This window comes from Kitasatospora sp. NPDC004614 (assembly GCF_042873675.1).
Taxonomy (GTDB): Bacteria; Actinomycetota; Actinomycetes; order Streptomycetales; family Streptomycetaceae; genus Kitasatospora.
The window spans coordinates 1-13,010 of sequence record NZ_JBIALR010000022.1; the positions used below are offsets into that span (position 1 = coordinate 1).

Below are 13,010 nucleotides of genomic sequence, written 5' to 3' on the forward strand. Positions count from 1 at the left end.
GTTGACTTTTGGCACGCTGTTGAGTTCTCAAGGAACGGACACTTCCTTCGGTCTGCCTTCCAGCAGGCCCTCCGGGCGCTTCGTTCTTTCGTGTTTCCAGCTTATCAGATGTTTTCCGCTCCGTTTTCCGGAGTTTCATTCGATCTGACTCGCTTTCGTCTTCCCGACCTGACGGCCCGTCCGACGTTTCAAACTCTAGCCGATCCCCGCTCCGAAAAGCGAATCCGCCGCAATCTCCGAAAAAGCGCACAGCAAATACGAACGGAGACGCGAAAAGGACGCGACCCGCCACGGATCTACTGGGTGGTTCTCAGGGATTGGCCGCCCCGGGACCGTCCACACAGATTGCGTGTCCGGTGCTCCCTGCCGAGCGACCAGTGAACACTACGCCGGATCCGCCCCAGGTGCAAACCTCGCAGCCTCCGCCGGCGTCTGCGGGCGAAGGCTGCGGGCAACCCAAGCGCCGGCGTCAGCCCTTCGCGGCGCGCCGGGCCCGGATCGCCGCCTGTCGTTCGTCGAACCGGGTGGCCTGGGCGGCGAGGCCGTCGAGCATCAGGCCGAGCTCCATCTGGGCCCGGACGCCGTCCGGGCCGAAGCCGCTCATCTCCATCACCTTGAGGTGGCGCAGCACGGGGAGCAGCACGTCGTCGAGGTGGACGCGGAGGTTGTAGACGCCGTCGACGGCGATCCGTGCGGCGGCCCGTTCGAAGCCGGGCATGCCGTGGCCGGGCATGCGGAAGTTGGTGACGACCTCGTTGACGGCCTGCATGGCCTGGTCGGGGGCGAGTTCGAAGGCGGCCTTGAGGAGGTTCCGGTAGAAGATCATGTGCAGGTTCTCGTCGTTGGCGACCTGCGCGAGCATCCGGTCGCAGACGGGGTCGCCCGAGGCGTGTCCGGTGTTGCGGTGGGAGATGCGGGTGGCGAGCTCCTGGAAGGCGACGTACGCGACGGTGTGGAGCGGCGAGTGCCGGTTGTCGGAGACGAAGCCGTTCTGCATGTGGGTCATGCGGGCGCGCTCGAGTTCCACGGGGTCGACGGCACGGGAGGCGATGAGGTAGTCGCGCAGCACCATCGAGTGCCGTGCCTCTTCTGCTGTCCACTGGTGCACCCAGGTGCCCCAGGCGCCGTCGCGGCCGAAGAGCGTCGCGATCTCGTGGTGGTAGCTGGGCAGGTTGTCCTCGGTCAGCAGGTTCACCACGAGCGAGACCCGGCCGACTTCGGTGAGCGGCGACTGCTCTATTGACCATGCTTCGCCGCCGAGCGGCCCGTCGAAGTCCCGTCCGCGGCTCCAGGGGACGTACTCGTGGGGCATCCACTCCTTGAAGACGCTCAGGTGGCGGTTGAGTTCGCGCTCGACCACCTCTTCCAGGTCGTGCAGGAGGCGGGCATCGGTCCACTGGGCCGGGGAGGAGGTGCTGCTCACGGGTCCAACTCTCGATCGACGAACAAACCTACGGTCCCGTAGGTAACGCAACCGTAGGTTGGCGACCCCGACGCTGTCTGGGGCCATTCGGCCCCATTCGCCGTGGCCGGTGAGGACCATCTGCGCGGTCGGTGAGGACCACCGGCGAGAACCACCCGGACGCGAGCCGCATCGCCCGCACGGTGACCGATCGTGACTGATTCAATGCGCACGGTGCTCAGTCGTGATGTGCACGACACCCGGACAGAAAGAGAGAACCCCCATGCCACGTGTGTTCACCAAGGCGGTCGGCCTCGCCGCCGTCGGTGTGCTGGCGTTCGCCACCGCGCAGCCCTCGCAGGCCGTGGCCCCGACAGGCTCGCCGGTCCGCGCGGCCGCCGCGGACCGGGCCTACTTCGTGATGACCGACGTCACGCATGAGGAGTTCGTCATCGAGCTGACGAAGAGTGAGGAGATCGAGCACGCCCGGAGGCTCATCAGCGGGGAGACCACCGACCGTCCGCATGTGATGGCGCGGATCGTCCCACGGCCGGCTCCGTACAACCCCCGCTGGAGCTATCACACCAACCCCGAGAGCACGGAGTTCTTCGACTTCGCCACCGAGGTCTGCGACGCGACCATTCCGTATGTCGAGGAGCACCTCGACGAGGCCGGTGGCGCATTCCTGCCCGGTTACCGCTGGTGCGACTGGTCCTCGCGCCTGGTCAGGGAAATTCCCGTCCGGTAGTCGTCGGCGCCGCCGTCACAACGCCGGTTCTCCGCAGGGCTGTTGGGGTCGACTGTCACGGTCGGCCCCGTCCTCGCCGGAGCTGCCCCTTCCCGATACCGGTGCGGTACCGGTGTGATACCGGCCTGATACCGGGACTTTGCCGACGGCGGGTCAGGTCATTGCCGACGACAGGTCGGTCATTGCCGTCGCCCGGACATATCCAAGGTCTTGTCTGGTGCAGGTCAATCGGCGAGGCTTGGGCTCGCAACGCTCTGTTCGCCCAGACAGTCTGGATATGGAGAGCCGATGCCCCACCCAACCGGAACGGCCGCCGAATCACAGCGGCAGCAAATACGGCGCACCAGGCGCATCATCCACGTGTTGACTGCGGTCTCGATGCTTTTCTCGGCCGCCGTCTTAGGCACCCGGGCCCTCGCGGCCCCGGCGCCGACCGATCCTCCGCAGCCGCCGACGACCGCCCAGCAGGAGGCGGGGATGCGGACGGGTGACCCGTTCCGCGATCCCGTGACGGCCGACGCGACCGGCGACAACCAGAACCTCAACATCACGCTGGACGTCGGCCAGAGCGTGTTCGACGTGTCCGGCCGCCCGGTGGCCGGGCAGGTCTACAACAACGGCACGGTCGTCGCGCCCACGCTGAAGGTCTCCGCCGGGTCGACCGTCACCATCAAGCTGGTCAACCGGCTGCCGGTCGCCACCAACCTGCACTTCCACGGCATGCACGTCTCGCCGACGGACGACTCCGACAACTCCTTCAGCTGCGTCTCCCCCGGCGCCACCATCACCTACCGGCTGGCTGTCCCGGCCGATCATCCCCAGGGCACGTTCTGGTACCACAGCCACGCCATGGGCACGATGTGCGCGGCCAACGGGGCCCACAACATGTCCGACATGGCCTTCGAACCGGGCCAGACCCAGAACCAGATCTTCGCCGGCCTCTCCGGCGCCATGATCGTCGGGGACAACCGCAGCCTGCTGCCGGTCGGCCTGCGCAACGCCACCGCGCACACCCTCGTCCTGAAGGACGCCCAGATCGACGCCGCCGGGCGCATCGTGCAGAACACGATCAGCCCGGCCAACCCCACCGTGCGGCTGGTCAACGGGCAGCTCCGGCCCACGCTGACGCTGAAGCCGAACGAGACCCAGCTGTGGCGGCTGGTCAACGCGGGAGCCGACATCCCGTACCAACTCCGGCTCGACGGCTACCGGTTCACCGTCGTCGCCGAGGACGGCATTCCGGTCGCGCAGGTGAGCACGCGCGACACCCTGGTGCTGCCGCCGGGCAAGCGCTTCGACGTCCTGGTCACCGCCTGCGCCGTGCCGGGCCAGGCCGTGCTGCGCACCACGACCTACACCAACGGTCCGCAGGGCGGCACCTATCCGGACACCCAGCTGGCCACGATCAAGGTCGACGGCTGGCCCGTCACCCGCCAGCCGGCCGTCACCGGCGCCATCCCCGGTGCCCCGGCCGACCTCGCCCCGGCCGCCGTCGCGGGCCGCCGGACGGTCGAGCTCGGCGAGCTCCAGGAGGGCGACAACTTCTACTTCGTCCTCAATGGACGGAAGTTCGCGGCGGACAGCTCGCTCTTCGACACCCCGGCCCGGCTCGGGACCGTCGAGGAGTGGACGATCGTCAACACCACCGAGGAGAACCACCCCTTCCACCTGCACACCAACGCGTTCCAGGTGATGTCCGTGAACGGGGTGCCGCAGCCCTACACGCACCGCGAGGACACCGCCATGGTGCCCGCCTCGTCCGGCGGGGTGCCGGGGAAGATCGTGATCCGGATCCCGTTCGCCGACTACCCGGGCAAGTGGATGTTCCACTGCCACATCGCGGCCCACGAGGACCTCGGGATGATGAGCTACCTCGACGTCGTGCGCTGAGGTCCCGTCAAAAAGACAACCGCCGCCCGGCCCGTGGGAGGTTCCACGGGCCGGGCGGCGGGCGTCCACGGGGGTTCAGGTCTTCTGCGGGTCCGCGGTCTTCAGGAGCGGGGGCACCGCCTCGTCGGAGTCGGCGCTCTCGGCGCCGGTGCCGGGCGGCACCGAGCGGAGCAGCAGGGGTGCCATCAGGACGGCCAGCGCGGTGAGCACCAGGCAGATGGTGCTGACGTACTGGAGTGCGTGGGTGAAGGCCTCGCGGGCGGTGGACAGCGCCTGGGCGCCGACCTCCTGCGGCAGGCGGGAGACCTCGGCGACGGCGGAACCGATGGTGTCGCGGATGGCGGACTCCGACTCCGGGGAGAGCCCGTCGGACGCGAGGCCGTCGGCGACCTGGGTGCGGTAGACGGCCGTGCCGACGCTGCCGAGGATCGCGATGCCGGTGCCGAGGCCGATCTCCTGGAGCGTCTCGGAGACGGCGGAGATCGCGCCGGCCCGTTCCGGCGGTGCGGAGGCGATCATCATGTCGGTGCCGAGCGCGATGGTGGGCGCCACACCGAAGTTGAGCAGTCCGAGCGCGACCATGACGGTGACCAGGCCGCTCCCGGCGGAGACCTGGGTCAGCACGCCGAAGCCGACCAGGGCGATCGCCAGGCCGATGGTCATCACGTACGCCGAGCGCATCCGGGTCAGCGCGAGCGGGGCGAGCAGCGAGCCGACCACGCCACCGATGCTGGCGGGCAGCGAGCTCAGGCCGGCCTTCAGCGGGGACAGTCCGACCACCATCTGCAGGTACTGGGCGACGAACAGCTGCGAGCCCGACATCACGAACAGGGCGATGCCCATGGTGGTCATGGAGGCGGAGAAGCTGCGTTCGCGGAACAGCTTCAGGTCGATCAGCGGGTGGCTCAGCCGGCGCTGCCGGACGGCGAACACCGTGCCGGTGGCGAGGCCGAGGAGGAGCGCCGCGACGGACAGCGGCGCGAAGCCGTCGGCGGCGAGCTTCTTCAGGCCGAAGACGGTGGCCAGCAGGGCGAGGGTCAGCAGGCCGACGCTGGCGAGGTCGATCCGGCCGGGGTTCGGGTCGCGGTACTCGGGCAGCAGGATCGGGCCGAGGATCAGCAGCAGGACCATCGCGGGCACGCCCAGCAGGAAGACCGAGCCCCACCAGAAGTGTTCCAGCAGCGCGCCGCCGACCAGCGGGCCGATCGCGCCGCCGACCAGGAAGCAGGCGATCCAGATGCTGAAGGCCAGGGCGCGCTGCTTGGCGTCGAAGAACATGTTGCGGATCAGCGACATCGACGACGGCATCAGGGTCGCCCCGGCGATGCCCAGCAGGGCCCGGCTGAGGATCAGCATCTCGGTGTTCCGGGAGAACGCCGTGAGCAGCGAGGCGGCGCCGAAGCCGGCGGCGCCGAGGAGGAGCAGGCGACGGCGGCCGATGCGGTCGCCGAGGGTGCCTGCGACGATCAGCAGGCCGGCTATCAGGAAGCTGTAGATGTCGACGATCCACAGCAGTTGGAGTCCGCTGGGGTGGATGTCGGCGCTGAGGTGCGGCACCGCGAGGTGGAGCACGGTGTTGTCGAGGGTGATGAGCAGCGCGGGTAAGGCGAGGACGCCAAGGGCCGTCCACTCGCGCATTCCGGCACGCTTCACGGGCGGCTGGGATGTCGAAACGGGAGTCATATGAGCAGCCTATTCACTCGTGAACCACGTCATGTCCGGTTGAGCCCGAAGTGGCTGAGGAACGGCCCCGACCCGTCGATCGTCGGTAAATGTGGTGAAAAGTCCAGCACAAGGCACCGTCTTTTGAAAGGATCGTGGCGTCATTGGCCGGCCCGTCGATGACGGACGCGGGCCTGGTTGTTCTAATGGACGAGGAAGTCAATGGAACTCGACACATCGGCACCGGACCTTCACGGAAAAATCGTGTTGGTCGCGGGTGCCACCCGGGGAGCCGGGCGGGCCATCGCCGTTCAGCTCGGCGCGGCGGGCGCGACGGTCTACGTCACCGGCCGCACCACCCGGGAGAAGCAGTCGGAGTACAAGCGCTCCGAGACGATCGAGGACACCGCGGACCTGGTCACCGCGGCGGGCGGCAAGGGCATCGCGGTGCCCACCGACCACCTGGTGCACGAGCAGGTCCGGGCGCTGGCCGAGCGCATCGACGCCGAGCAGGGGCGGCTCGACGTGCTGGTCAACGACGTCTGGGGCGGGGAGAAGCTGTTCACCTTCGACCAGTCGGTCTGGGAGCAGAACCTGGACAACGGGCGGCGGCTGTTCGAGCTGGGCGTGCAGACCCACGCGATCACCAGCCACTTCATACTGCCGTTGCTGGTGCGCAACCCGGGCGGACTCGTGGTCGAGATGACCGACGGGACGGCCGAGTACAACGAGACGCACTACCGCAATTCGTTCTTCTACGACATGGTCAAGAACGCCGTGGTGCGGATGGCCTTCGCGCTCGCGCACGAGCTGAGGCCGCACGGCGGGACGGCGGTGGCGCTCACCCCGGGCTGGATGCGTTCGGAGATGATGCTCGAAACCTTCGGCGTCACCGAGGAGAACTGGCGCGACGCGCTGGCGGTGGAACCGCATTTCTGCATTTCGGAGAGCCCGGCGTTCGTCGGCCGTGCGGTCGCCGCGCTGGCCGGTGACCCGGACGTCGCCCGCCGGAACGGCAAGTCCGTCTCCAGTGGGCAGCTGGCCCGCGAGTACGGCTTCACCGACCTCGACGGCTCGCAGCCCGACTGCTGGCGGTACCTGGTCGAGGTCCAGGAGGCCGGCAAGCCGGCCGACCCGGCCGGCTACCGGTAACCGGCAGGCGGCACCGGTAACCGCCACGCGGGGCCGGTGCCGCCCAACTCCCGCCGTCAGGAAGGGAGTCGGGCGGCACCGGCTCGGCAGCACCGAATCAGGCGCCGCGCGTCGCGACGATCACCAGGTACCCGATGTCCGGGCTGGCCGCCGCGCGTCGCATCAGGTCGATGTACTGGTCGACCGGTTCCGGGCCGTCGATCCGGGCGAGTTCCTCGCGCCGGGCCGCAACGGCGTCGGCCATGATCGACCCGGTCCGGACCACCTTGTCGCTGATGTCGCGGATCTCGACGTCGACGAACCCGTTGCCGGCCAGCAGCCCGGCGTACTCGTCCGCCGTGGCGTACGGGCTGACGTGGTAGGCGGCGCGGATCTCGTCCAGCACCTTGCGGCCCTCGGGGCTCATCGGCGGGCGCTCGACGGTGTCGGCGATCACCAGCCGCCCGCCGGGGCGCAGCACCCGGGCGGTCTCGGCGAGGGCCCGGTTCCGGTCCGGCACGTGGAGCAGCGATTCGAGCGCCCACGCGCCGTCGAACGAGCCGTCCTCGAACGGAAGGTCCGTCACGTCGGCGTTGCGGAAGGTGGCCACGTCCGAGCGGCCGGCCTCCTTGGCGCGTTCGTTGGCCTGCTCCACCTCGACGTCGGCGATGGCGATGCCGGTGACGCGCACGTCCCTGGCCGCGACGAGCTGGAGCGCGGGCTTGCCGACGCCGCAGCCGATGTCGAGGATCGCGGCGCCGGGGGCGGGGTCGAGCAGGGTGACCATCAGGTCGTTCAGCCGGGCGGTGGCGACCTCGACGGTGCTGGTGTCGGCGTCGTCCTCCCAGTAGCCGTAGTGCAGGTTCTCGCCCCACACGTTGTTGAGAACCTGGGCGAGCCCTTCGTAGAAGCTCGCGACGCCTTCAACACCCGATAATTCCGCAGCCATCTTGGTCTCCCTGTCGTATCTGCGGCACTGTGCCCCCGGCAATTTCGAACCGGCCGGTAACACCGCGGCGGCCGTGGCGGTCCGCGGTGGAAGAACGGCCGGGAAGCTCCCCCCGGGGTTGATCGGAATCCTGCCCTCGCGCAGGAGCAAACTCAAGACCCGGACAGTGCCGGTGCCGATCAGACGGGTCGGATCGACAGGGCGTGGCGGAACACATTGCGCGGATCATAGGTGTTCTTGACCTGTTGCAGACGTGCGTAGTTCAAGCCGTAGTACAGCGTGGACCACGGGGTGCCGGAGGTGTTCCACGCTGGGTCGGCGAGGTCGGAGTCCGCGTAGTTGATGTACGCCCCGGCGTTGATGGCGTTGGGCGCCGGAACGCCGCCGGTCGTGGCGTAGACGTCCCGGTAGATGTTGCGGATCCACGCCGTGTGGACGGCGTCCTCCGCCGCGGTACGCCAGATGCCGGGGGTGAAGTAGACGCGCAGGATCGAGTCGCGGTGCGAGTAGGCGGTGGCGTCCGTGGCGACGCTGTTGATCTTCCCGCCGACGGCGGCCAGGTTCACCTGGGCGCCCGGGTTACTGATCGAACTGTCCGTCAGGTACTGGTAGATCGTTCCTATCTGCGCGTCGGTGTAGCTCTTCTTCAGGTCCGCGGTCTTGTCCTTCTGCCGCCCGGCGCCGCCCCAGTACCAGTTGTCCCGGTCGAGCCACGCCAGCGAGTACTTCTCGTCCGAGGCGACCGTGAGGGCGGCGCCCGCGGTGACGGTCGCGAAGAACGCGTCGAGCATGGCCTCGCCGCCCACGACGGTGTCCTCGATGCCGGCCATCAGGCCGATCACGCCGGCCGCCTGGTGCGAGGCGGAGAGCGACGCCCAGATCTGGACGCCCGGCATCCCGGGGGCGCTGTTGTACTCGAACCACTGGCTGTAGTTGCGGACGAGGGTGGTGAACGCCTGCTTCGACAGGTTGTTCCACGACCACTGCACGTTCCGGACCTTCTGGTTCCCGGCCCGGGGCATGATCTTGCTCGGGTCGGTGGAGGTCACGCCCGGCGAGCGCAGCCAATACCGCGTCACCACACCGAAGTTGCCGCCGCCACCGCCGGTGTGCGCCCACCACAGGTCCCGGTTCGGGTCGTTGGCCTCACGCGTCGCCACGATGGTGCGGGGCAGCCCGTCGGCGCCGACCACGACCACCTCGACGGCGTAGAGGTGGTCGACGGCGATCCCGTGGATCCGGGAGTAGAAGTTGTAGCCGCCGCCGAGGATGTGCCCGCCGAGGCCCACGTCCGAGCAGCCCGCGGACGGGATCTGCACGCCCCATCCCATGAAGAGGGTGTGCTGTGTCGGCGACACGATCGCGCCCGGTCCCACGCAGAACGCGTTGCGCGAGGCGTCGTAGTAGACGTCCGACATCTGGGAGAGATCAATCAATTCCTTGATGTCGGAGTTCGCCGTGAAGTTCTCCAGGCAGTGGCCCCCGGAGCGCACCGCGACCCGCCGGCCGGCCGCGACGGCGTTGCCGAGCGCGGTGGCGACGTGGTCCTTGGTGGTCGCGATGGTCACCCGGTCCGGCTGGCCGACGAACCGGGTGTTGTGCGCGCGCAGGAAGCTGTCGTACCGGGCGTCCCCGGGCTGAACGAGGGTGGACCCGAACGGCGGTGTGCAGGCTCCCGCGGCGGCTGCGGGCCCGGCGCCGGCGACGAGGTCCGCCGTGACCAGGCCGGCCCCGGCGATGGCGGCGGCACCGGTGAGCAGTCCCCGGCGGCTCAATCCAGACATGGCTGCGACTCCTTGCTGTGTGGTGACGTTCCTGTGTGGTGACGTTCCTGTGGTGACGTTCCTGTGTGGTGACGTTCGTGATGGCGGATGAGAGGTGCGGCGGCGGTCAGCGCCGGCGGGCCGTGATCACGGCCATGCCGCTGGGCAGGACCTTCGTCTCCTCGGCCTCCAGTCCGGCGTCGGCGAGCAGTGCGGCAAAGGCGGCGCGGGTGCGTTCGCGCCCTCCGGAGGCACCGAAGAGGGAGAGCATGTAGAGGTCCATGACGGCGGGCAGCCGGTGCGGTACGGACTGCCCGGTGCCCGGGTCGACCGTGGTGGCGTCGGTGACGAGGTCGACGACCATCAGGCGGCCGTGGTCGGGCATCGCGGCGGCGCAGGTGCGCAGGATGTCCGTCGCCCGGTCCTGGCCCCAGTCGTGCAGGATGTGGCTGAGGATGTACAGGTCCGCGCCCGGCGTGACGTGCGCGAAGAAGTCCCCGGCGACGGCCGTGCAGCGGCGGGTGAGGCCCTCCTCGGCGATCCGCTTCTCAGCGAGCGGGACGGTGCCGGGCAGGTCGAGGACGGTGCCGGTGCTTCCCGGGGTGCGCTTGAGGAGTTCGCACAGCAGGTGGCCGTTGCCGCCGCCCACGTCGACGATCCACGGGTAGCGTTCGAAGCCGACCGCGTCGAAGACCTCGTCCAACTCCAGCCGCAGGCCCGCCTCCTGGGAGCGGTCGAACACCTCGCGGCGGTCGGGCCGCTGTTCCAGGTGGTCAAAGAGGTCGCGGTCGAAGTGCCGGCGGAACGCCGAATCGCCGGTCCGGACGGTGTGTTCGAGGTCGGTCCAGGTCAGGCCGACCTCCTGCGCGAGCAGCAGGGCGGTGGGCTGCGCGGTGCCGGGGGTGGTCGGCAGCAGGGTGGCGCCGAAGGGCGTCAGGGAGTAGCTGCCGTCGGTCTCCTCGGCGAGGACGCCGAACGGCACCAGGCCGCGCAGCAGGCGGTCCAACGCGACCGGGTGGGCGCCGAGTTGGTCGGCCAGCTGCTCGGCGGAGCGGGCCCGGCCGGCCAGCGCCTCGGGGACGCCGAGGCTGACGGCCGTGCAGAGCGTGCGCGACACGAGCTGGCCGTAGAGCAGCATGCGCATCCGGGTGGCGTTGTCGTGCGTCGTGGGGTCGAGCATGCCGTCACCTCGATCAGGGGGATGGGGACTTGGGTACGGCCGGGCCGGGGCCGCCCCGGGAGGGCGGCCCCGACGGATCCGGGCTTCGGGCGGGCGGTGGCTACTTGGTCGCCACGATGACGCCGTGCGGGGTCCAGCCCGGGAACGCGATGCGCTCGACGGTGCTGAAACCGGCGTCGAGCAGGCACTTCTCGTGCTGCGCCCAGGAGTAGATCATCCCGCCCTCGGCCGGGATCGCGGCGAAGTAGACGCTGTCCAGGGCGGCGACCACGGGGCCGTCACCTTCGTCGTTGGACATCGAGTTGAAGATCACCAGCTGGCCGCCCGCGGGCAGGGCGTCGTAGGCGCGGCGGAGCAGCTCGGTGTTCTCGTCCAGCGTCCAGATGACCAGCTGGTGGGCGAACATCACCACGTCGCAGCCGGTGGGCAGCGCGTCGACGAACATGTCGCCGGTGATCACCGAGACCTGGTCGCTGACGCCGGCCTGGGCGATCTTCTTCTCCGCGATGGTGCCGGAGGCGGGGATCTCGAAGACCGTGACCTTCAGGTCCGGGTTGGCCTTGGCCAGCGCGATCGCGTTGACCGCGTCGCCGCCGCCGCAGTCCAGCAGGTGCTTGCGGCCGGACAGGTCGAGCTCGGTCACCAGGTGCTTGTTCGCCAGCTCCGACCAGGACCGCATGTACTTGTAGAAGACCTGCTCCATGTGCGGGTTCTCGGCCAGCCGGTGGTACAGGTCGCGACCGGAGCCGCGCACCCGGCGCAGGCCGACGTTGCGGTTCTCGCGCAGCGAGTCGGTGAAGTCGAGCTGGCCTTCGTAGACGATGTACTGCTCGAACGCGACGGTGTCCTTGAAGCGCTCCCAGTCGCCCTCGTCCATCAGGTCCAGGACGACCTGGGCGAGGCGGTAGCGGCCGTTCTCCTTGACGACGATGCCGAGGGAGGTGCAGCCGAGCAGCAGGATCTCGACCGCGCGGTCCTGGAGTTCGAGCGCGTCGCGGATCTCCTCGCGGGTGAGGTCCGTCCGCTCGGCGAGCAGGTCGGGCAGGCCCAGCTCGCAGGCGGCGTTGAGGTACTGGAAGGCCGCGTGGCCGAAGAGGATCCGGGACAGGCCGTCCATGTCCAGTGCGGGGACGGAGGTGGTGCCGTGCGTTTCGGGCGCGGTGGTGGTCATGGATACCTTGCCTTTCGGGGACGGGTCGGAACTGCTCGGGTCTTGTTGATCGGATCGGATCGGGTCGGGTCACGCGTCCGGGGCGTCCGGGAGCGAGCCCGCCCGGAGGCGGTGGAACTGCTCGATGACGCCCACCGCGGGGCGGCTCGAGCGGCTGGTGGCGAGGAGACTCGGCGACTGGCGGCCCACGAAGTGCTCGCACACGCCCTTGTGCGCGTCGTAGGTGTCGTCCAGCGCCGACCGGAAGTCCGCCAGGGTCTCCGGGCGGCGGGCGGCCAGCCAGGACCACGCGTCCCGGGAGTCCGTCAGGTCGGCCACCAGGGCCTCGTGGTCGCGCCAGCGCAGTCCGCTCATCTGCGGGGGTGCGACCGGCGGCATCAGGGTGGGCCGGATCTCGGCCTGGTACTGGTCCGCCGTGGCGTCCCCCGCGAAGCGCAGGGCGGCCCGGCAGGCCCGCATCACCCGGGTCGCCACGGCGGCTGCGGTGGCGGCGAGTTCCTCGTCGCCGGCGTCCGCGGCGGCCCGCAGGCTGCGCAGGGCGATGGTGCCGCCCTGCGCGAACACCATGAACACGTGGTGTCCGCGCACCCAGCGCCGCAGGCCGTCCAGCGGCGCCGGCTCGCCGGGGCTGTCGGGCTCGGGCGTGGCGAGCTGCGCGGGGAGGCGGGCCGGGTCGGCCAGCCAGCCGTGCAGGACGTCGAAGCCGTCGATGAGCTCGCCCCAGTCGGGTGCGTCGAGGTTGGTGCCCCGCTCGTCGGCCAGTTCCAGGACGCCGAGTTGGGCGTTCAGCAGCGCGGCGGAGAGCAGCGCGACCGGCTCGCCGTGGTGGCGTTCGATGCCGAACGCCAGGTCGTTGTCCCGGTTCGGCCGCGACTCGCGCGGGTCGTCGCCGACCGGGTCGCTCGGCACCGTGCCGAGCAGTTCCCGGGCCGCCCGGGCGGCGGCGTGCAGCCCCGCCGACCCGGCCCGGTTCGCCGGGTCCGCCAGCCGGGCGGCCACCTCGGCCAGCACGGCCGGGCGGGCGGCCACGAGGGCCGGCGCCGAGTCGGGAAGCTCCTCCGGGCAGGCCATCGGGAACGGGACGGTGGCGACCTCGGGCAGGTAGTCCGTCATC

Annotated in this window: 10 protein-coding genes; 3 read left to right on the forward strand and 7 right to left on the reverse strand. The window is 69.8% G+C overall.

Annotation, left to right across the window (positions count from 1 at the left end; translation table 11 throughout):
* Positions 1–469: 469 nt before the first annotated feature.
* Positions 470–1,423 (reverse strand): acyl-ACP desaturase, encoded by a 954-nt coding sequence (locus tag ACFYST_RS31310; protein WP_387649170.1) that lies wholly within the window; start codon positions 1,421–1,423, stop codon positions 470–472.
* 262 nt (positions 1,424–1,685) lie between these two features.
* Between ACFYST_RS31310 and ACFYST_RS31315 the strand changes: the two genes are divergently transcribed.
* Entirely contained in the window at positions 1,686–2,150 is a 465-nt protein-coding gene (locus tag ACFYST_RS31315; protein WP_387867218.1) for a calmodulin-binding protein, read from the forward strand.
* 477 nt (positions 2,151–2,627) lie between these two features.
* Positions 2,628–4,040, forward strand: coding sequence for a multicopper oxidase family protein (locus ACFYST_RS31320; RefSeq protein ID WP_387867220.1), 1,413 nt, complete (start codon positions 2,628–2,630; stop codon positions 4,038–4,040).
* Positions 4,041–4,115: 75 nt separating this feature from the next.
* Here ACFYST_RS31320 and ACFYST_RS31325 read toward each other — a convergent pair whose 3' ends face one another.
* Positions 4,116–5,678 (reverse strand): MFS transporter, encoded by a 1,563-nt coding sequence (locus tag ACFYST_RS31325; RefSeq protein ID WP_387867222.1) that lies wholly within the window; start codon positions 5,676–5,678, stop codon positions 4,116–4,118.
* A 246-nt stretch (positions 5,679–5,924) separates the two neighbouring features.
* On the opposite strand from ACFYST_RS31325, the gene ACFYST_RS31330 reads away from it, so the two are divergent.
* Positions 5,925–6,854: an SDR family oxidoreductase gene (locus tag ACFYST_RS31330; protein ID WP_387867224.1), complete on the forward strand. Its 930-nt coding sequence runs from the start codon at positions 5,925–5,927 to the stop codon at positions 6,852–6,854.
* Positions 6,855–6,951: 97 nt separating this feature from the next.
* Here ACFYST_RS31330 and ACFYST_RS31335 read toward each other — a convergent pair whose 3' ends face one another.
* The 5 genes from ACFYST_RS31335 to ACFYST_RS31355 form a co-directional block, all read right to left on the reverse strand.
* Positions 6,952–7,782 (reverse strand): methyltransferase domain-containing protein, encoded by an 831-nt coding sequence (locus ACFYST_RS31335; RefSeq protein ID WP_387649156.1) that lies wholly within the window; start codon positions 7,780–7,782, stop codon positions 6,952–6,954.
* Between the two features lie 179 nt (positions 7,783–7,961).
* Positions 7,962–9,566, reverse strand: coding sequence for an FAD-binding oxidoreductase (locus ACFYST_RS31340; RefSeq protein WP_387867226.1), 1,605 nt, complete (start codon positions 9,564–9,566; stop codon positions 7,962–7,964).
* Between the two features lie 106 nt (positions 9,567–9,672).
* Positions 9,673–10,725 (reverse strand): methyltransferase, encoded by a 1,053-nt coding sequence (locus ACFYST_RS31345; protein WP_387649151.1) that lies wholly within the window; start codon positions 10,723–10,725, stop codon positions 9,673–9,675.
* A gap of 100 nt (positions 10,726–10,825) precedes the next feature.
* Positions 10,826–11,896, reverse strand: coding sequence for a methyltransferase (locus tag ACFYST_RS31350; protein WP_387649148.1), 1,071 nt, complete (start codon positions 11,894–11,896; stop codon positions 10,826–10,828).
* Positions 11,897–11,965: 69 nt separating this feature from the next.
* A complete protein-coding gene (locus tag ACFYST_RS31355) occupies positions 11,966–13,009 on the reverse strand; it encodes a hypothetical protein (RefSeq protein WP_387867227.1) in 1,044 nt (347 codons plus the stop codon).
* Between the last annotated feature and the right edge of the window lies 1 nt (position 13,010).

What these genes read in the sequence shown, in the direction of transcription:
- ACFYST_RS31335 (WP_387649156.1), bottom strand. Translation starts at nt 7,782, where the DNA reads ATGGCTGCGGAATTATCGGGTGTTGAAGGCGTCGCGAGCTTCTACGAA.
- ACFYST_RS31340 (WP_387867226.1), bottom strand. Translation starts at nt 9,566, where the DNA reads ATGTCTGGATTGAGCCGCCGGGGACTGCTCACCGGTGCCGCCGCCATC.
- ACFYST_RS31325 (WP_387867222.1), bottom strand. Translation starts at nt 5,678, where the DNA reads ATGCGCGAGTGGACGGCCCTTGGCGTCCTCGCCTTACCCGCGCTGCTC.
- ACFYST_RS31355 (WP_387867227.1), bottom strand. Translation starts at nt 13,009, where the DNA reads ATGACGGACTACCTGCCCGAGGTCGCCACCGTCCCGTTCCCGATGGCC.
- ACFYST_RS31330 (WP_387867224.1), top strand. Translation starts at nt 5,925, where the DNA reads ATGGAACTCGACACATCGGCACCGGACCTTCACGGAAAAATCGTGTTG.
- ACFYST_RS31315 (WP_387867218.1), top strand. Translation starts at nt 1,686, where the DNA reads ATGCCACGTGTGTTCACCAAGGCGGTCGGCCTCGCCGCCGTCGGTGTG.
- ACFYST_RS31350 (WP_387649148.1), bottom strand. Translation starts at nt 11,896, where the DNA reads ATGACCACCACCGCGCCCGAAACGCACGGCACCACCTCCGTCCCCGCA.
- ACFYST_RS31320 (WP_387867220.1), top strand. Translation starts at nt 2,628, where the DNA reads ATGCGGACGGGTGACCCGTTCCGCGATCCCGTGACGGCCGACGCGACC.
- ACFYST_RS31345 (WP_387649151.1), bottom strand. Translation starts at nt 10,725, where the DNA reads ATGCTCGACCCCACGACGCACGACAACGCCACCCGGATGCGCATGCTG.